The sequence below is a fragment of the Sphaerospermopsis aphanizomenoides BCCUSP55 genome, from assembly GCF_001586785.1.
Taxonomy (GTDB): domain Bacteria; phylum Cyanobacteriota; class Cyanobacteriia; order Cyanobacteriales; family Nostocaceae; genus Sphaerospermopsis_A; species Sphaerospermopsis_A aphanizomenoides_A.
This window is the reverse complement of the sequence record NZ_LUFH02000018.1, coordinates 15,489-36,633: the sequence shown is the minus strand read 5'-3', so window position 1 is coordinate 36,633 and position 21,145 is coordinate 15,489. Positions and strand designations below refer to the sequence as shown.

Sequence of the window (21,145 nt, the reverse complement as noted above, 5' to 3'; positions counted from 1 at the left end):
ATATGATAAATAATCAAATTGACATCATATAACTTTATGAAACCTCAATCACAGACCCAAACAGCAATTCAAGAACTTAAAGATTTTGTATCTATACCGATTGCACAAAAACTCACAAAACATCTTCAGACAGACACTACAACAATAGCTATTTCTTTATTTCAAGATATTGTTGCTACTGTACCTGCTTATCAAGATTTTTTAAAACAACAGAAAATCAATCCCCAGGCTATTCAAACTCTAGAACAATTCCAAGCATTACCCACAATTAACAAAGAAAATTATATCTCTCGTTATTCTTTAGCTCAATTGTGTATACACGGTAAATTAGAAAATTGTGATATGATAGCTGCCTCCTCTGGTTCTACAGGTAAACCCACATTTTGGCCGCGCTTTCTCACCGATGAAATGCAAATAGCGACCCGCTTTGAACAAATTTTTCATGATAGTTTTCATGCAGATAGTAAACGCACATTAGCGGTCGTTTGTTTCACCTTAGGAACTTGGGTAGGAGGAATGTTTACTACTAATTGCTGTCGTCATTTAGCCCTGAAAGGATATCCAATTACAGTCATTACACCAGGTAATAACAAAACAGAAATATTGCGAATTGTTCAAGAGATAGGTGATAATTTTGAGCAAATTGTCTTGTTAGGATATCCACCATTTTTGAAAGATGTAATTGACACAGGTATTGCCGATGGTATGCAGTGGAGTCAATATCAAATTAAATTAGTGATGGCAGGAGAAGTATTTAGTGAAGAATGGCGAAATTTAGTAGCTGAACGAATAGGTTCTCAAAACCCCTGTTATGATTTTGCTTCTATGTATGGCACAGCGGACGCAGGAGTTTTAGGGAATGAAACACCTTTGAGTATCTGTATTCGTCGTTTTTTATCTGCAAATCCTACAGCAGCAAAAGCATTATTTGGTGAATCTAGATTACCTACCTTAGTACAGTATGATCCCTGTAGCCGCTTTTTTGAAGAACAGGGCGGAAATTTACTATTTTCTGGTAAAAATGGCATTCCTTTAATTCGTTATAACATCTTAGATCATGGCGGTTTAATTAGCTATGAACAAATGCTAAAATTTTTAGACTCATGGGGTTTTAATCCTCTAACAGAATTACAGTCAAATACAGAAGTTTATCAACTACCATTTGTTTATATTTTCGGACGTTCTAACTTTACAGTTTCCTATTTCGGTGCGAATATTTACCCAGAAAATATCTCAGTTGGCTTAGAACAACCAACAATTAGAGAATGGGTGACAGGTAAATTTGTTTTACAAGTAAAAGAAGATTACGACAAAAACCGTTTTTTATCTGTAGTTGTAGAATTAGCACCGGGAGTAGACAGTAGTGAAGAGAAACAAGCAGAAATAACTGCCTCTATACTTTCTCAATTGTTGCGTCTTAACAGCGAGTTTGCTAATTATGTTCCCTTAGAATATCAAAGTCCACAACTAGAATTAAAACCTACTGGTGATATTGAATATTTCCCTGTGGGTGTGAAACATAGATATACCAGAAAGTAGATTTACCAGAGAATAGGGAATAGGGAATAGGGAATAGGGAATAGGGAATAGGGAATAGTTTTAGTGTAAGCATTCAGCAGTCAGCTAATGCCTAACGGCACGCTACGCTAACAGCATTCAGCTATGTACCTGAAATATGGAAATACAAACAGTGAAAATAAACAGATGCAGATAACATTCCTGAAATTACAATTTCTGAATCTTTGTTATTGCTGCAAAAAGCTGATTACTGATTACTGATAGCTGAATACCAGAAATGTTGAATTTGTATTAGGTGGGCATTGCCCACCATACTATTGGAAAATAGTAATCGAATTAATGGTGTCGTCTATTGCTTCTGTAGTATCGACATCTATAGTATCTACCATGATAGTATCTGTAACGATTCCTACCAGTACAAGTCCGATAACGTCTGACATGAGTAGTCGTATGACGACGATAATGACGACTTGCATCAGCATTTTCAGCAATACCCAACACAGACATAGACGCTATCACTGTAGCGAGGATAACAGAAGTAATTCGTTTCATGAGGATAATTTGAAGAGTTTAGTAATTATTTCTAGAAGCGTAGGAAGTTTACGAAGCGGAGATTCCATCAGACTTTAAATATATTTTATCACTAAAATTTCCAAAGGTCTTCAATATTAAGGTAAGCATTCAGCCGTTTGCAAAAAGTCTAAAGATATGACTTCTTCGCTTTTTTTATACGAGTTTTAATCAAGAGATAGCTATAAGTTAGCTATATCATAGTCATATCTTAACCTCAAAGTGAAATTCTATTGTCTGTGATCTCTGATAGTCAGTAACCCTAAGTTTTCCCAGAGCTATTAAACAAAAAGGGTTAACCAGACCTGATACTAAAATTTTTTAGCTTTTTTCATTACTACTTTGGAACTGATTTATCAGCAAACATGACAATATGAATTGAGGAATTTTATGACTAATACACCATTCAACACAACTGAACCTGCTCAAGTGATGGGTCTAGATGGTTATACAGTTACTCCTATCTATACAGTTGGTGAAACCATTGATGGCTATACTCCTCCAGGCATTCTTGATGGTACAGGTGCGTTTGCACTGAATGACACTACCGTTCGCATCCTCGTCAACCACGAACTAAGTAGCGACTTGGGTTATGAATATACCCTGGAAAGTGGTGCTTCATTGCCTGGTGCAAGAATCAGCTATTTTGATATTGATAAATCCACTCTGCAAATAGTTGATTCAGGTTTAGCTTATGACACCATTTATAACCGTGCTGGTGAAATTGTAGACGAAGCGTCTGACTTAGAATTTGAAGGTATTGACCGCTTTTGCTCCGCTAACTTGATGGAGGCCAACCAGTTTGGCTCCGATATGGGTTTTGCGGATACTATCTACTTTGCTGGTGAAGAAACCGATGGCGGTTCACTATTTGCCTTAGACACCGCTACTAATGAATTGTGGGCTTTACCCTGGTTAGGTCGCGCTGCTTGGGAAAGTGTTACCGAATTAGATACAGGAAATACAGATCAAATAGCTTTATTGATAGGTGACGACCGCGAAGCGGCTCCATTACTTCTTTATGTTGGTGAAAAAAATGCTAATGGTGATGGTAGTTTCTTAGATCGTAATGGACTAGCTGAAGGCAAATTGTATGTCTGGGTTGCCGATGATGCGGCAGATGCGTCAGATGCAATTGAAGCCGATCCTAGAGATTTTAATGGCAGTGGTAGCAGCACAAATGGTAAATTTGTGGAACTTGACTACTACCGCCCCGACTTAGCTGGTACTGAAGGCTACGATGATCAAGGTTTTGCTACCCAAGAGAAACAAGATGCTCTTGCAGAAGCTGCTGGCGCTTTTAAGTTCTCTCGTCCTGAAGACGTAGCCACCAACCCCTTTGATGGAACTGAAGCTGTTTTAGCTTCCACAGGTCGTACTGGTGTCTTCGACGATGCTGATACCTGGGGTACAACTTATAAAGTTGATGTTGACTTTGGCGAAACTGAAATTACAGCTAACCTCAACATCCTCTACGATGGTAACGATGAAGGTAATCAAGACTTCGGTCTGCGTAGTCCTGATAACTTAGATTGGGCAGATGATGGTTTAATCTACATTCAAGAAGACCGCGCCATAGGTGCTGACCTCTTTGGTGCAGAATCTGGAGAAGAAGCTTCTATCTGGACTATTGACCCTTCCGACGCTGATCCCGCTGCTACTGCAACCCGTGTAGCGCAAATGGATCGCTCTGCTGTCCCTTCCGGTCAGACTGATTCTAGCCCCACAGACATTGGTAACTGGGAATCTTCTGGTATCCTCGATGTATCCACACTGTTTGGCAACGATCCTGGCGAACTACTGATTTTTGATGTCCAAGCTCACAGCCTTCGTGATGGCAACATTATCAATGTTCCCGGTGTTGATACCGATGGAGATGGCACAGTTGAAGCTAACGATAACTTGGTGCAAGGTGGTCAGTTGGCATTCCTGATCACTCCCGACGCTACTTTAGTACAAGAGTCTAACTTGGTATTTGGTGACGCTGACGCAGATTTATTAATCGCAGGTGTTGACTTTGATGGTGTCAACGATATAGTTTTCAGCGGTGCTGGTAACGATGAAGTAGATGTTTCCTTAGCTGGTAGCCTAGCTGGTAACAACCGCATCTTTACTGGTGGTGGTGCTGATGTAACCTATGTAGTTGATGGCGATCGCTCATTCGGTGGTAGTGGAGATGATGAACTAGATGCTACAGATGCTACTGACTACCGTCTTGCCGGTGGTGTTGGTAATGATATTTTCTACCTAGGTGCAGATGGTCGTGCTTTAGGTGGTGACGGTGACGATCAATTATTTGTCCAAGAAGGTGGTGGTAACTTACTCTCTGGTGGTATAGGTGCTGACCAATTCTGGATACTCAACGGTGATCTATCTAGTGAGGCTAACACCATCACTGACTTGGAAATTGGTACTGATGTGTTAGGTATTGGTGGTCAAGGTGCAGATTTTGGCTTTGATGACCTGACCTTAAGCGGCAACAGTATTATGGTAGGTACTACAACCATTGCTATTTTGAATGGTATTGATGCCACCAGCTTGACTGCTGATAATTTTGCTTTTGTCTAAATCAGGATGTCTAGGTTTTATATAGCAAAAACAGGATGAGGTACTCATTACGGTCTGTTCTCATCCAACTGACAACAGATATTTAGGAAAAATGGGAGATGAAGGCTTTCCTTATCTCTCCCATTTTTTATTAGTTATTCAGTTATCAGTTCTTTATTTATATCATGTACTATGCAAAATTGGCAAAAATTTGGCAATACAGCAAAAGTCAGGAGTCAGGAGTCAGGAGTCAGGAGTCAGGAGTCAGGAGTCAGGAGTCAGGAGTCAGGAGTCAGGAGTCAGGAGAAAAACTGGCTTGTTGTCCAGCTGGGAATTTAGATTCTGTACCTCATTGATTTGCATTGATCTGCAATCTGCTGTAAGAAACATTCTCTTCAAAGATGATCTTAACCTGCTATTTTACCCAACTTACTTTTATCTTAATCTTTTCATGAAATTATAGTGGCGCTACTTGGATTTTCTCATATCAATTTTGACAGATGTGACTCAAAAATTTTTGGTTTCTAGGCTAAAATCCCAAATCTAAAATTAGCATAGTCACAAAAAATGATTTCTGATTGTCGCCATGATTTCAAAAGAAGTTCAGTAGTAAGTAACAAGCTAAAATCAACAACAGAAATACTAAATATATGGTTTCCCAAGTTAAGTTAATAGGTTTTGCTTCTCTTTTTGCTGACACCTTTGCTGAAGGTCCTGATTCTGGTAATGGTATTTCTGGAAATGGTAGAACTGGTCCGTTTCCAGGACAGCCAATCCAAGGTTTTAGTGGTGTACAATTTGCCGACAGCGATAGTTTATATTTTCTGTCAGATAATGGTTATGGTGCAAAGAATAATAGTGCAGATTATTTACTACGTATCCATCGTGTAGACCCTGATTTTAAGGGAATAGAGAACGGAGATGGTAGTGTTAATACTTTAGATTTCATTCAACTCTCTGATCCTGAACACAAAATTCCTTTCCAAATTATCAATGAAGCAACCAGCGACAGATTATTAACTGGTGCAGATTTTGATATTGAATCTTTTGTAATTGCTAAGGATGGTTCAATCTGGGTTGGTGATGAATTTGGCCCTTATCTTTTACATTTTGATGCCAGTGGAAAACTGTTAGATGCACCCATTCCTACACCTAATACAATCACCCTGAATACATTAACTGGTGAAGCACCAATTGTGATTGGACATCGGGGTGCTAGTGGTGAACTACCGGAACATACTCTGGGTGCATACAAATTAGCAATTGAACGAGGTGCAGATTTCATTGAACCAGACCTAGTTTCTACTAAGGATGGTGTGCTAATTGCCCGTCACGAACCAATGCTAGATAACACTACCAACGTAGCAGAAGTTTTTGGTGAAGATCGCAAATCTACTAAGATGCTGGATGGTGAAGAAGTTACTGCATATTTCGCTTCTGATTTTACTTTGGCAGAAATCAAAACACTAAAGGCAAAAATGCCTCAAAGTTTCCGTCCTCAAGTATTTAATGATTTGTATGAAATTCCTACTTTTGCGGAAATCATCGAATTAGTAAAACAGGTGGAAGCAGATACAGGTCGAAAAATTGGCATCTATCCAGAAACCAAACATCCAACTTTTCACGATGATTTAGGATTGTCTTTAGAAGAACCGCTGTTAGCAACTCTGGAAGCAGCAGAATTCACTGATCCCAGTCGGATCTTTATCCAATCTTTTGAAACTGCTAACCTCAAAGAACTCAATGAAATAACTGATATCCCTCTAGTTCAGTTGTTGGATGCTTATGATGTGGCCCTGGATGGTTCTCTGATTTATGAATCTGTGAATGCCCGACCCTACGATTTTACAGTTAACGGTGACACACGCACCTATGGCGACCTGCAAACATCAGCCGGTTTAGCAGAAATTGCTACCTATGCGGATGGTATTGGCCCCTGGAAACGGATGATTGTTTCTGTTGAGGGTGTGGATGCAAATGGTGATGGTGTAGCAGATGATGTCAATGATGATGGTGTAGTTAACGATGCTGATAAAACTCTGACTACTCCTACTACTTTAATCAAAGATGCCCATGATGCAGGTTTGTTTGTTCATGCCTATACCTTCCGTGACGAAGATCGTTATTTAGCTTCAGATTATAATGGCGACCCAGGAGCAGAATTTAAACAATTCATTAATTTAGGCGTTGATGGATATTTTACTGATTTTCCAGGTACAGGTGATGTAGTCCGTGACCAAATGACCGCAGAGTTTGTGCGATCGCCCCAACACCCTGATGTTCTGGCAGAAACTGAGTTTAATACTCTAGATGGGAATGCACCTTTAGTTATTGGTCATAGAGGTGCAAGTGGTTCACGTCCAGAACATACCTTAGAAAGTTACAAATTAGCGATCGCTGATGGTGCTGATTTTATTGAACCTGATTTGGTAGCCACCAAAGATGGTATTTTAATTGCCCGTCACGAAAACGCCTTAGCAATACTCAATGATGATGGTTCCGTTAACCGCACAGACACCAGCACAGATATTGCAGACCGTCCAGAATTTGCAGACCGTAAAACCACCAAAGTTGTTGATGGTCGCACCATTACAGGTTGGTTTACCGAAGACCTGACTTTAGCAGAAATCAAAACCCTAAAAGCGATCGAACGTCTACCAGACCTGCGGGGAACAGAATACGACAATGATAATTTAGAAGTTCCCACCCTCACAGAAATCATTGAATTAGTCAAGCAGGTAGAAGCAGAAACAGGTCGGAAAATTGGCATCTATCCAGAAACCAAACATCCCACCTATTTTGCAACTGAAGGTACACTCCTGGATGGTACTACCAAAATTAACATCAATTTAGGAGAGTTGCTGGTTGAAACCTTAGTTGCTAACGACTTTACTGATCCAACGCGGATATTTATTCAGTCCTTTGAAGTAGGCAATCTCCAAGAACTTAATGATGTTCTCATGCCAGGGGCAAGTATTGACCTACCACTAATTCAATTATTTGGCGGAGCAACACAAAAGCCCTATGATTTTGTAGTTAGTGGTGACTCTCGCACCTATGGCGATCTGACTACCCCAGCAGAACTAGCTAATATTACCGAGTATGCTGCTGGTATTGGACCTAGCAAGCGTTTAATTGTTCCTTCTAGCACTGTAGATAACAATGGTGATGGTCAAGCAGATGACCTGAATGGTGATGGCACAATTAACGAAGCTGATAGAGTTCTAGGCATTCCCACCACCCTAGTAGAAGATGCCCATGATGCAGGTTTGCTTGTCCATGCCTACACCTTCCGCAATGAAGATGTTTTTCTGGCCTCAGACTACAATGGTGATCCCAAGAGTGAATATGAACAGTTCATCGAACTAGGAATTGATGGTTATTTCACCGACTTTCCCAGTACAGGTGACTTGGTGCGTGATCAATTCGTCGGTGAAACTGTTGTTTCTAATCTTAATCGTTCTCAAGGTTTTGAAGGTATGGCAATTAGTCCCGACCAAAAAACCTTATATCCATTATTAGAAGGAACAGTATTTGGTGATCCGGTTGGTTCACTACGAATCTATAAATTTGATGTAGATTCTCAACAATATCAGGGATTACAGGGATTCTACCAGCTTGAAGATCCCAGTCATGCCATTGGTGATTTCACAGTCATTAATAATAATGAATATCTGGTGATTGAGAGAGATCCTAATCAAGGTGACGCGGCACAATTCAAGAAAATCTACAAAGTTGATTTGTCTAAAACAGATGCTAATGGTTTTGTAGAAAAACAGGAAGTAGTTGACCTCCTGAATATCCAAGACCCCAACGACCTCAATGGAGATGGACAAACCACATTTGATTTTCCATTTGTCACCATTGAAGATGTTTTAGTTGTTGATGAAAATACTATTTTGGTGGCCAATGACAACAACTACCCCTTCTCTGTCGGTCGTGGGCCTGATATCGACAACAACGAAATCATTATGCTTGAATTAGATCAGCCTCTTAACCTAGCACCAGGTTTAGGTCAACCGGATCAGGATTTAGTTATAGGTACACCAGATGCAGATTTGTTGATCGCTGGAATTGATTTTGATGGTGTCAGCGATATAGTTTTCACAGGTGCTGGTAACGATGAAGTAGATGTTCCCTTTGGTGGTAGTTTAGCTGGTAACAACCGCATCTTTACTGGTAGTGGTGCTGATGTTATCTATGTGGCAGATGGCGATCGCTCTTTTGGTAGCAGTGGAGATGATGAACTAGACGCTACAGATGTTACTGACTACCGTCTTTCCGGTGGTGCAGGTAATGATATTTTCTACCTAGGTGCAGATGGTCGTGCTTTAGGTGGTGACGGTGACGATCAATTATTTGTCCAAGAAGGTGGTGGTAACTTACTCTCTGGTGGTATAGGTGCTGACCAATTCTGGATACTCAATGGTGATCTACCTAGTGAGACTAACACCATTACTGACTGGGAAATTGGTACTGATGTCTTAGGTATTGGTGGTCAAGGTGCAGATTTTGGCTTTGATGACCTGACTTTAAGTGGCAACAGTATTATGGTGGGTACTACAACCATTGCTATTTTGAATGGTATTGATGCCACCAGCTTGACTGCTGATCATTTTGCTTTCGTCTGAATCATCTTTACCGAAATAGTGCTGAGTACCGAGTAACGAGTAATGATTGAGATCCCTAATTAGAACTTATCACTCCGGACGGGGAACCTCAAACCCATTTTTTCGGTAAATGTTGGGTTTCGTTCCATTGCTTCGCAACGAAGACAGCGAACAACCCAACCTACGTGATTTCGTTTTTTTTGAGCTTACAGCGATTTTCGGGTAAATGAACCACATTTTCATGTCTCACGCAGAGGCGCTCCAGGCGCAAAGAGGAATCAAGAGTGTGGTCTAAATACATGAAAACTGCTGTAACCGACAAGTATTGCCCAGTCTCCGACTGGGAATGCATTAATCATAGCCACCAAACATAAACAGGGAAATTTGCTCGTCGGTACTGTTCATCAAAGCATGAAGATTACCACCTTTGAGCATAGCCATGTGTCCACTTTTGAGAGTACGGATTTCAAAACAGCGTTCTCGTTCTGGCATTTTGCACCAGTCACCCACCACCATGAAGCCTTGACCTTCCATCATAAAAAAGACTTCTTGGTTATCACGATGACGGTGTAAGCCAATACCACAACTCGGATTGAGTAAGTGTAAATCCATATAATCAACGGCAAAGAAGGGTTCAAAACCGTTACCGTGATTTTTGTTTCTAAAGGCACTAAAGTTCCAAGAATTTAACTGACGGCCTAATTCATTTTTGCCCGTGTATTGTCCATAGTTAGACATTAAGTTGCGATATTCCAAGAAACCAATACCACCGTGAGGGTTAGGACTGATACCAGTTCCCAAGAAGTTATCCCAACCCCGCATGATCATGTTGAACTCGTAGTGATAATTAGCACCGTTTTGCGAATCCCAAACTTTTTCATTAAAGTCTGCCCAGGCTAGTTCCACATGAAGGGGTAAGATTGGGTGCATGGTGTTGGTGGGCGCAACTTGTGTCATGAGCCGGTCATTTAAACCTTCCCGATTGAAGTCAGAAATATTACCATGTACTAAGTCCGTGCGTACTTGAAGTTCACCACGATCTATGGAATTGCGGCCTTTGTCATCGAGTTGACTTCTCAAGTCATTCCCCGGATAACCCCAGAACTCGACTTCATAGCGATCGCTCCGTTCATTGTAGGGAACAGTAATTAGCATTGGTGTAGCTACATCCCCAACCTTGACCCAGAGTTTGATTTTTTCTCCCAATTTGTTACCAGCAGCAACAGAAAGCTGAGAATCTGGGCCGCCTCGATAGGAAATCCGCAAAAATGGCCCTGTCCAATCTCCAACAGTTACCAAACCCCGGACTAGAAAGGTATCGGTACTATAAAAGTCCTTGACGTTTTGCTTTTGGAAATCGGTTTTATTATCCTGCTGCGTGGGGTCGAGAATATTGGCATCAGCACCTTGTGGCCCATAAAACACTAAAGACTGATAGGGAAAAAGATACTGTAATTGGTCAGTTAGATAAAATTCTCTTTCTGCTGCTAATTGCGCTCTTTCTAGAAAGTTCAACAACTTCAGCAAAGGATTACCCCGATTATATTCGGGTGGGGTATTGGGGTCTACTTTGAAAATACTATCAGAATGAACAATAAACATGACAAGTTGGTGAAAATTAGGTGGATGAATTAGTTGGTGTGATACAAGAAAGCAACGAATTTGAGGGGTTTTGTCCCAGGGTTACGAATGCCGTGCATTCCCCCACTCTTGGTAAAAATCACACTCCCTGGTTTCACTGGTAGTTCCTTAAATTCCTTTGTTCCTAACCCGATCACTTGACGTTCAACGGTCGGGTATTTATCTGTAGCGGGATCATCACCAACTCGCATATAGGCAATGCCTTCACCCTCGGTAATGTAATACAGTTCCTCAGTACCGATGTGTTGGTGTGTACCTTCAACTACCCCTGGGGGAACAGTCACTTCATGGAAGAACACCATTGAACCGCCAAGTTCTCGCTGTACAATCCAACGCATATCAATGATGTTGGTATCTGACTTGTCTGGATTGTCACTATCCATCATGGCGTTGCGATATCGAACTGGGGCAATATCTGGTGTTTGTAAGAACCAACCGCGTTGGAAGTTAATCAGATAGTTGAGGTCAGAGATAGTATTTTGGGGTGAACTGGGGTCTTGGGTGCGGGGTTCTTGGTGCGATCTCGAATAGTCGTTATCCCAAACAGCATCATTACTGCTAATTTGATAACCAGATGGTAAATTGCGATCGTTCTCCCGAAACGCCAACTCTATCTTGGTCAAAGACTTGATATCTCCCAATGCTGGAGTAAACGCCTTAACTCGCGTAATTGCCCCATTGCGTCCCATCTGATCCAAAACTTGAAAATCGTGGTAGCTACCAGCAGGAGGTTCTAGGGTTTCCCAAATCTCCACCTCGTAAGCATCAATCCAAGAGCAATAACACAACTTTACCGTTGCTTCTGCCTTCTTACTTTCATCCTCTGGTAATACCCTTACCCAAGCAATCAACTGATCCTTGAGTAAACGTTTTTTCTCCCGTGTCTGTTCCACCAAGCGACCAGAACGATATTCCAAGCGGAGAAAATTACTGAGAAACTTACCATCTAGATATACTTCACCCTTGAGGGCATTGATACCCAAATAGCTACGCACTTCGCGCACATTGTAACGGTAACGGGGGCTGCGGGTAGCGTTGAGATATTCCGCGTGATAAATCCGGTCAGGATAGAAGACTACCTTGAAAATGTCATTCCACGGACTCGTAAAAATGTCGTTAAATGCTGGGTCCATAATACTAAAGCCTCTTGAGTAATTCGTCAGCGACACGGAAAGAATTGGCTTGAATTGTCAAAGTCGGATTAGCACCCCCTGATGTGGGCATAAAAGAGCCATCAGTCACGTAGAGATTATCAAAATCCCAAGTTCGACAATTCACATCTAATACTGAGTCTTTGCGATCAGTGCCGAATCTTGCACCACCGAGAATATGATTAGCAATCCGTGCTAGGGCGTTTTCTGCCATGTATACGCCGCCAGAACCCAAAAATTCATAAGGGAATTTGCGATCGCCTGGGGCATTTTGTCCGTTATCTAAAACCTGTTTGCACATATCCGCCAGGGTATTCATCAGATACCGATCATGGCTGTGCCATTCTTTAATAATGTAGGCAACTGGACGACCCCATTTATCCTTAATTGTCGGATGTAGTTCGATGCGATTTGTTTTCAGGGGTACTTGATTAGCCATAAAGCTGACAGATAGACCTCTACCCATATATTGATCCAGGAAATCTGCCAAACCTTGACCAGCCAAACTGGTGTTATTAATAAAGCCTTTCCAGAGAGTATCTAAATCTTGACTACCCTGGGTGCGTCCTAGGGATATAGGTAAAGCTTGGTCTGAGGTGTTGTTGTAAATTGCACCACCTGCCCAAAGTCCCCGGCTTTTGAGAAAATCATCAGTAGCGCAAGCATCAGTAGCCCAATCAGCATCTAAAGCCTGTGATTTATCACTGCGAGTAGGCATCAAAGCACTAGCACCACCAAAACAGTGAGTTAGAAAATACTTTCCTAAGAGGTCATTTTGATTGATCCGGCGATCGAATTCCGAACTCATTTGTGCAGACAGTTTTAACAACCGAATTGATTCAATTGCTGAACAAGCCACAACGACGATTTTTCCTTGCACAAACCGAGTTTTGCCACTGGGATCACGGTAAACCACTCGGCTAACTTTCGACCCATCACTTTCCAAATGAGTAACTACGCAGTTAGTGCGAATCTCAAAATTTGGTTGGTTAGCAATGGGACTGAGTAAAGATACCCAAGTATTTGATTTCAAACCTAGAGGACAACCAAAACGATTCACATAACTGGTTTTAATCGTTTCTGGATCTTGGGGAGCTTTGCGTCCACTGGGTTCATGGTCACGGGTAATCACCGCTAACGGTGTCCGATAGGGCTTGATAGGGTTGTTATTGTTGAGTTGTTTACCTATCTGCTCCATACCCACCTTCGCATAGATACTAATAGGATTAGGTTCTAAAGGTGGTTGATACTTATCGCCACTAAATGGCTTGAGTTGGTTCTCGACCGTACCATTAAAGCCAACTAAATATTCAGCTTTCAAATAGTATGGCTCTAGTTGTTCATAACTAATCGGCCAATCACGGGCTTCCCGTTGGACATCGCCGTTAGGATCTTCTTTGAGGTCATTACGTCCAGCATTAAAGCTTTGTAGCCGTAAATCGGTAGGTGTAAATCGCAGGGAAACACCACCATAAAGTTGAGTACCGCCCCCGACAACTTGGGCTGTATAACCTTCAATTGTGGCTCGATCTTTACCATCAAAACCACGATAAATATGTGGCTCGTCGTTAATATCTGGTTCAACGTGGCTAGAATAGAAAGCTTCGTTTTCGTTGGCTACTCCAGGAATACGAATCCGCTTTTCTGGTCCATCCGCAAATAGTTCATCTCGTTTAAAATCACTTAACCCATTGGGGTTTTGATATTGAGGTTTAAACAGGGGGCCTTTTTCCAAAATCAATACCGATTTTCCGGCTTTAACTAAGGTGTGAGCAATAGGCGCACCACCAGCACCGCTACCAATAATTACGACATCAAATTGAGTTTCCATTTATCTTCTCCTGATGGATATTGATGAAAGGATAATCATGATTAATAATTTGCCAATTAATCTGTTAATCCTTTAATCTGAAAATCCTGATTCCAATTTGGTATAACAATCCTATTTGATTTATGAACGTAATTTTTAAAACAAACCGCAGAGGCGCAGAGAGCGCAGAGGTAGAGAAAAAGAGGTGTTCATATCTTATTTAGGATTGCTATATTAGCCTCGATAATCGCTATTAATGCCGAGGGGTTTTTCTATAGATCTGCGCCAATTAAACAAAGTTTTTCCTTTGTCATCTGTATATCTTTCAGCCAAATAAGCCCAACCTGTACCGCCGACATTACCGCCATATTTAGGATGGGAAAAAGCACCTGTGTAGGTGTGGCGACGTAATAATTGAAGGAAATAACGAGGTTCTTGATATTGTTGATAATTCCACCCATTAACTTGATTATTTGCCATTTCGTTATACAGGTCAATGTATAACTCTTTGGAAACATCTTGAGGGTTAATGTAAGGATTTCTCTGACGCAGAATTCTGTCAATTTGACCAAGGCAAATTTTGTAATCAATTAGGTGGTGATTTTCTTCCCTTGCTAAAATGTTGTCAATGTAATTAACTGCCCCTACAGATTGATCTAGACGATAAGCAAAGGCATATTGCACTTGTTTATCTTGTTTACCAAGATAATTGTATTGACGGTTCAAGAAGTTCTCGCCTTCAGCCGTGCGGAAGGGTAAAATGTGATCTACTAAGCGAGATAAAATTTCAAATTCCCAATCTTCAAAGCTCAAAGGTTCTGTACAAAGTTGGGTAAAAAATCTTGACCAGAATTGGCCATTATCGAGTTGGGCGCGTTGAGGGTTAATGGGATCAAGAATTGCTTGTCTATCCACAATAAATTTATAAGTGTGAAATTGGGCTTTGGGAACAACAATTGATAAGGCGTAGTATCCTGTTTCTTCGCCTAAAAATTTTACTGGTTTGAGGGGAATTGGTTCAAAGAGATTGGCAAATGTGCCAATAATACTAACGTTTTTTGGTGTTGTATTACCTTGTTGTTGATAGACGAAAGTTACTAAGTTTGAGGAGTAGCTTTTCACAAAGTCTTTACCATCACTGTAACTATCAATAATGGGAAATCGCCAAGCTTCAGCAATGCGTGACCGAGGATCATCATCAGTTAATTGTCCAAAGTTATGCCTAGGATCTGTGTTAGACCTAGCTAAAAATTTTGTGCATTGGTTTAGTACATATTGATCATCGGTGGGGACGATTTCTACTGCCATTGATTTATCTCCTGCTCGATTTAAGCAGCGTTTCGTTTTGTGATTTAAACCAGGTTAATACAGGTTCAGAAAACTTGTTTTTATTGAATACAATTGGTTGAGATTGTTTCCAGAAATTTATGTATAAAAATCTGAAATTATTTCTAGTTTGAAAAATCTTACTTTAGATAGATGCAAAGATAATTTTGCCTTCTGCTATAGAAAGGCAAGAGGCAAGAGTGAAATACTCGGACATTTATCATGTCCTAACCGTCTCAATACTGTTCGGTTAAGGATTTTTGTAGGTTGGGTTGAATAAAGTGAAACCCAATAAACCCTTGTCAATGTTGGGTTTCGTTCCTCAACCCAACCTACGTGATTTCGTGGTTTTGAGCTTAACCGAAAAGTATTGCTAACCGTCTTGGCTATAGCTATAATTCATACCTCTATGAAGGTTGGCAAAATTGGCAAGCAATCTTAACGGTTAAAGCTGTTAAGCACCTAAATTTTATGATCATAAAATGCCTAAATCTTGTGGTGTGGGCATCTTGCCCGCTAAGATTATACAAATTAAAAGCACAACAGCTGATCAAATGAGCAACAGTACAACTGCGAGCCATATTGCTCAGGTTCTTTTTTTTCTAGGCATACTGATATTTTTAAATGGCTGGATCACAAATGTTGTGAGTAGGGCTGTGAGCCTTTGCTGAGTGTAAACCCAATTATTTCAAGGTTTTGAACAATTAAAACTGTCCTAACAGCCTTGGCGGTTGTGATGAGTCTCATTTCTTAACCTTTTGCTAGTTATATCTTAATTTCACTGGGATAGGTTGATATATCTGATGCAGATTTAATCATCATTACTCATGTCCGTTAATTAACGAGCAATTTCTAATTGCATATATAACAATGACAAATACAATTCAACTTAACCACATCGGCACTGTTAGCTTAAGCGGCGCGGAAATTTCTGATTTTGACCCCCAATCTCAACGCTTATTTGTCACTGGAGTATCGGCAGATCAACCGGTTCTGCAAGTAGTTGATGCTGCTGATCCAACTAACCCTACTCAAATTGATCAAATTGACCTCTCTAGCTTAGGTTCAGGAATTCAAAGTGTAGCTGTCAGAAAAGGAACAGGTACTGAAAATAGCATTGTTGCTGTTGCTATTTCTGCTAATAATATTACTGACCCAGGTAAAGTTGTTTTCTTTGATGCTGTTACTCTCACTCAAATTGCAGAAGTGACAGTGGGTGCTTTACCTGATATGATCACTTTCACACCTGATGGTAGCAAATTACTTGTTGCTAATGAAGGAGAACCTAGTGAAGACTATACTATTGATCCTGAAGGCTCAGTTAGTATTATTGATGTTTCTGGAGATATTGCCAGTTTAGATAATAGTCAAGTTACAACTGCGGATTTTACTGCTTTTAATGGACAAGAAGAAACCTTACAAGCAGATGGAGTGAGAATTTTTGGTTTGAATGCTTCAGCTTCTGAAGATTTTGAACCTGAGTATATAGCAGTTAATCCTGATGGTGAAACTGCTTTAATTACTCTTCAAGAAAATAATGCTGTTGCTGTTCTTGATATCGCCAGTGGGACTATTACCGATATTTTACCGCTTGGTTTTAAAGATTATAATTTACCTGGAAATGGTCTAGATGCTAGTGATAGAGATGATGGCATCAATATCCAAAATTGGCCTGTTTTCGGTATGTATTTACCAGATGGTATTAGCTCTTTCCAAGTTGGTGATGAAACCTATTACATTACTGCTAATGAAGGAGATGCACGCATTCGTCCTACGGATGATGGCATTTTACCTGCTCCTAATGACGAGGAAGGTGATATTTTCAATGAAGAAATAAGAGTTAAGGATGTTGTATTAGACCCCACAGCTTTTCCTAATGCGGCTGAATTACAAAGTGATGAAAATATAGGTCGTCTAATTATTACTAATACTCTGGGAGATACAGACGGAGATGGAGATTTTGATCAACTTTACGCTTACGGTGGTCGTTCTTTTACCATTTGGAATGCCGCAGGTGAATTAGTCTATGATAGTGGCGACCAATTTGAGCAAATTTTAGCTCAACAAACTCCCACACTTTTCAATGCTAATGATGGTTCTCCTGATGAAGTTGACACTCGTTCTGATAATAAAGGCCCTGAACCAGAAAGTGTTGTTGTTGGTGTAATTGATGATGTAACTTATGGATTTATTGGGTTAGAACGTGCTGGTGGTGGGGTGATGGTTTATAACCTCAGTGATCCAACTGCACCGGAATTTGTCCAGTATATTAGAACTGAAGGTGATATCAGTCCTGAAGGTTTAAAATTTATCTCTGCTGAAGATAGTTCTAATGGTAAACCGATGCTGGCAGTTTCTCACGAAGTTAGTAATACTGTGAGCTTGTATGAAATACTTCCTAGTGCAACACCTACAGTGGAAACCACGCCAGCACTGTTGGATGATGATAATTTGCCTGAAGACCAAAGGGGTGATGCTGATGATCCAGCTATCTATGTCAATGCGACAAATTCCGCCGACAGTTTAGTATTAACTACAGTAAAAAATGCCGGACTGCGGGTTTATGACTTGTCTGGAAATCTCTTGCAAGAAATAAATCCTGGTGGTATTCGTTACAATAACATTGACCTGCAATATGGTTTTCAACTAGGTAGTGAAACAGTAGATATTGCCGTAGCAAGCGATCGCAATAATGACAAATTAGCAATCTTCACAATTAACCCCAATGCTACCGATAATAATTACCTAGAAGATATCACCGACAGCAGCATTGGTACTCTTTTTCAAGCTGCACCTTTTGAACCTCCCTACGACCCCTCTTCTCGTAGTTCCTATGGACTCGCTCTTTATCGTAGTCCTTTCACCAATGATTACTATGTCTTTACCAGTCGTCGTGAAACCGGAGATGTTGCCCAATTCAAACTTATTGACAAAGGTAATGGCAAAATAGGTGTCGAAAGAGTCCGGGAATTTACTATTCCCACAGACGCAGGAATTGACCCCCAAACTGAGGGTATGGTTGTAGACCAAGAAACTGGTTTTCTTTACATTGGTCAGGAAAATGTCGGTATCTGGAAGTTTGATGCTGAACCTAATGGTGGTACTACTGGAAAATTAATTGATACAGTCAAAGCTTTGGGTGGTGCCAACCTCACAGATGACGTTGAAGGACTGACTATTTATTACGGTGCAAATGGTACAGGTTATTTGCTGGCATCTAGCCAAGGCGATAATACCTTTGCTGTCTACACCCGTGAAGGTAACAACGAATTTTTAGGACGTTTTGGTGTTGGTAACAATGGAGATATCGACAGTGTACAAGAATCTGATGGTGCAGATGTCGTTAATGTACCTTTAGGACCTGACTTCCCCTTTGGTTTATTTGTTACCCAAGATGGTAGTAATGACCCAGCGGTACTGGTTGAGGATGATGGCGAAATAGAAAATATCAGTAGCAACTTTAAATTTGTCCCTTGGGAAAATATTGCTAATGCCTTCTCCGACTCTCTCACAATTGATACCACCAGTTATGACCCTCGTAACCCTGTACTTCAACCCAGATTGACTAATTATGAATTTGAAGATTTACCCAAATTAGGAACTACTTCTGCTGGTCAAGATATCTTTTTGGGTGGTTTTTCTGGTTTGTATTTCCAAGGAATTGCAAATAACGGCAATCTCAAATTTGTTACCCATACAGACAGAGGTCCAAATGGTGAACCCACAGGTCAAAATAGACCGTTTTTATTACCTGATTTTCAACCAGAAATAGTCAGTTTTGAACTGAATCAAACTACAGGTGAAATCACTATTACTCAAAGAACTGGTTTATTCCGTGCAGATGGGACAACACCATTAACGGGACTTCCTAATGTACAAGCTGGAGAAGGTGGAACGGCTTATACTGATGAAGTTGCTGTTGATTTAGAAGGTGAAGTATTACCTAATGATCCTTTTGGTGCAGATTTAGAAGGTATTGTTGTTGCAGAAAATGGAGATTTCTGGATGGTGGATGAATACCGTCCGGCAATTTATCATTTTGATGTCAATGGTAAATTACTCGACCGTTTTATTCCCCAAGGAACAGCCGCAGCAGACGGTGAACCAGTGGGGACTTTTGGGACTGAAGTATTACCAGCAGTTTACGCCCAACGTCGTAATAATCGGGGATTTGAAGCCCTAGCTTTGGAAGGTAACAAGCTTTATGCTTTTATTCAGAGTGCAATTGATAATCCTGATAGTTCTGGAGATACAACTTCTAGAAATTCCCGAAATTTGCGAATTCTAGAATTTGATATAGTTTCTAAACAAGTAACTGGTGAATATCTCTATCTTTTGGATGATGTTACCGGAACTGGGAATGCTAAAACTGACAAAATTGGTGATGCTGTTGCCTTGGGTAATGGTAAATTTGCAGTTGTAGAACGAGATGATAGAAGTGATGAAACTTCTAATAAACTGATTTACCAAATTGATTTAGCCGCAGCAACTAATATCAATAATCCGGCTAATTTTACTTTGCCAGCAGATAAACAAATTGAAGAGTTGAGTCCATCTGAATTAACTGCTGCTGGGATTACTCCTGTGAGTAAGAGTTTAATTGTCAATGCAGCGCAAATAGGTTATACAGGTGTAGAAAAATTAGAAGGTTTAGCCTTAGTTGCACCCAACACTCTGGCTGTAATTAATGATAATGATTTCAATGTGACAGGAACTACAACTCCGGAACAACTAGGCATTATTGAGCTACCCAATAATATTGCAACTGTATTTGATGATGAGCCAGAATTGGTTTTTGGTAGTCCAAATTCGGATACTTTAATTGCAGGTTTGGAAGTTAATGGTGTTGTCCAGTTAGACGGTATTCAAGATATTGTATTTACAGGTGCTGGCAACGATGAAGTAGATATTCCCTTTGGTGGTAGCCTAGCTGGTAATAACCGTGTCTTTAGTGGTAGTGGTGCTGATGTTATCTATGTGGGTGATGGCGATCGCTCTTTTGGTGGTAGTGGAAATGATGAACTAGATGCTACAGATGCTACTGACTACCGTCTTGCCGGTGGTGTTGGTAATGATATTTTCTACCTAGGTGCAGATGGTCGTGCTTTAGGTGGTGACGGTGACGATCAATTATTTGTCCAAGAAGGTGGTGGTAACTTACTCTCTGGTGGTATAGGTGCTGACCAATTCTGGATACTCAACGGTGGTGATCTATCTAGTGAGGCTAACACCATTACTGACTGGGAAATTGGTACTGATGTGTTAGGTATTGGTGGTCAAGGTGCAGATTTTGGCTTTGATGACCTGACCTTAAGCGGTAACAGTATTATGGTGGGTACTACAACCATTGCTATTTTAAATGGTATTGATGCCACCAGCTTGACTGCTGATAATTTTGTTTTTGTCTGAATCAAGATGTTCAGAATTTAAGTAAACTGTAGGGTGGATTTAGCCCTACGTTTTACTTTTTACACTAATAATTAAAAAAATGAAATTAAAATAAAAAAGTCTCTAAAAATGCTATTTTTTCAGGGAAAATTTTTCATCTAACAAAACATCACAAGTATTCAATCGGCAACAATATAAACTAATTATTAATTTTGTGAAAAATGTTAAATATAGCAGCAGACAAAGGGGCTCATCCCAAGAAAAAAAATAAACGCAGCAATACGAAAAACTCTCTTAAATCCTCTTAACTTTGTTTCCTACCCTGCGGGAAGCCGCTCCGCGTCTATGCGTTCTTTGCGGTTGATTCATATCAAGCCTGGGAGCAATTGCCTTTCTTTCCCAAAAATCAACTTACACATTGGGGATGCTCCCGTTATGCTAGACAAAAATAAACAGAAGAATAAGTGATAACAAGTAATTATAGGAATAATATAACATATAGATCTAGTCGAAACATCTAAAATTTTAACCAGAAAATTAACGGCGATTAGAAATATTTTTGTCAAAATTCAAGTTATATTACT

At 40.3% G+C, this 21,145-nt stretch carries 10 protein-coding genes; 5 read left to right on the top strand and 5 right to left on the bottom strand.

Going from position 1 to position 21,145, the window contains the following annotated elements; translation table 11 throughout:
* Nucleotides 1-36: 36 nt before the first annotated feature.
* The gene (locus A0J48_RS06715; protein WP_200321503.1) at nucleotides 37-1,539 is read left to right on the top strand and encodes a phenylacetate--CoA ligase family protein; all 1,503 of its coding nucleotides are present in this window, start codon (nucleotides 37-39) and stop codon (nucleotides 1,537-1,539) included.
* A 315-nt stretch (nucleotides 1,540-1,854) separates the two neighbouring features.
* Here A0J48_RS06715 and A0J48_RS06710 read toward each other — a convergent pair whose 3' ends face one another.
* The gene (locus A0J48_RS06710; protein ID WP_200321501.1) at nucleotides 1,855-2,070 is read right to left on the bottom strand and encodes a hypothetical protein; all 216 of its coding nucleotides are present in this window, start codon (nucleotides 2,068-2,070) and stop codon (nucleotides 1,855-1,857) included.
* Nucleotides 2,071-2,478: 408 nt separating this feature from the next.
* Between A0J48_RS06710 and A0J48_RS06705 the strand changes: the two genes are divergently transcribed.
* The 3 genes from A0J48_RS06705 to A0J48_RS06695 all read left to right on the top strand — a co-directional run bounded on the left by A0J48_RS06705 (nucleotide 2,479) and on the right by A0J48_RS06695 (nucleotide 9,266).
* Complete coding sequence (locus tag A0J48_RS06705) at nucleotides 2,479-4,656, top strand: alkaline phosphatase PhoX (protein WP_200321499.1); 2,178 nt, start codon at nucleotides 2,479-2,481, stop codon at nucleotides 4,654-4,656.
* Nucleotides 4,657-4,827: 171 nt separating this feature from the next.
* The gene (locus A0J48_RS06700) at nucleotides 4,828-4,974 is read left to right on the top strand and encodes a hypothetical protein (protein ID WP_200321497.1); all 147 of its coding nucleotides are present in this window, start codon (nucleotides 4,828-4,830) and stop codon (nucleotides 4,972-4,974) included.
* Between the two features lie 287 nt (nucleotides 4,975-5,261).
* Nucleotides 5,262-9,266 carry a glycerophosphodiester phosphodiesterase family protein gene (locus A0J48_RS06695; RefSeq protein WP_325078589.1) on the top strand — a complete coding sequence of 1,335 codons (4,005 nt, stop codon included), beginning with the start codon at nucleotides 5,262-5,264 and terminating at the stop codon, nucleotides 9,264-9,266.
* A 330-nt stretch (nucleotides 9,267-9,596) separates the two neighbouring features.
* On the opposite strand, the gene A0J48_RS06690 is transcribed toward A0J48_RS06695, so the two are convergent.
* From A0J48_RS06690 to A0J48_RS06675, 4 genes are all read right to left on the bottom strand, one after another.
* Entirely contained in the window at nucleotides 9,597-10,847 is a 1,251-nt protein-coding gene (locus A0J48_RS06690; RefSeq protein WP_200321493.1) for a cupin domain-containing protein, read from the bottom strand.
* Between the two features lie 29 nt (nucleotides 10,848-10,876).
* A complete protein-coding gene (locus A0J48_RS06685; RefSeq protein ID WP_200321491.1) occupies nucleotides 10,877-12,019 on the bottom strand; it encodes a cupin domain-containing protein in 1,143 nt (380 codons plus the stop codon).
* A gap of 4 nt (nucleotides 12,020-12,023) precedes the next feature.
* Nucleotides 12,024-13,868 (bottom strand): GMC oxidoreductase, encoded by a 1,845-nt coding sequence (locus tag A0J48_RS06680; RefSeq protein ID WP_200321489.1) that lies wholly within the window; start codon nucleotides 13,866-13,868, stop codon nucleotides 12,024-12,026.
* Between the two features lie 213 nt (nucleotides 13,869-14,081).
* Nucleotides 14,082-15,155 (bottom strand): gluconate 2-dehydrogenase subunit 3 family protein, encoded by a 1,074-nt coding sequence (locus tag A0J48_RS06675; RefSeq protein WP_200321487.1) that lies wholly within the window; start codon nucleotides 15,153-15,155, stop codon nucleotides 14,082-14,084.
* Nucleotides 15,156-16,043: 888 nt separating this feature from the next.
* Here A0J48_RS06675 and A0J48_RS06665 point away from each other — a divergent pair.
* Complete coding sequence (locus A0J48_RS06665) at nucleotides 16,044-20,582, top strand: phytase (protein WP_234300768.1); 4,539 nt, start codon at nucleotides 16,044-16,046, stop codon at nucleotides 20,580-20,582.
* Nucleotides 20,583-21,145: the final 563 nt, after the last annotated feature.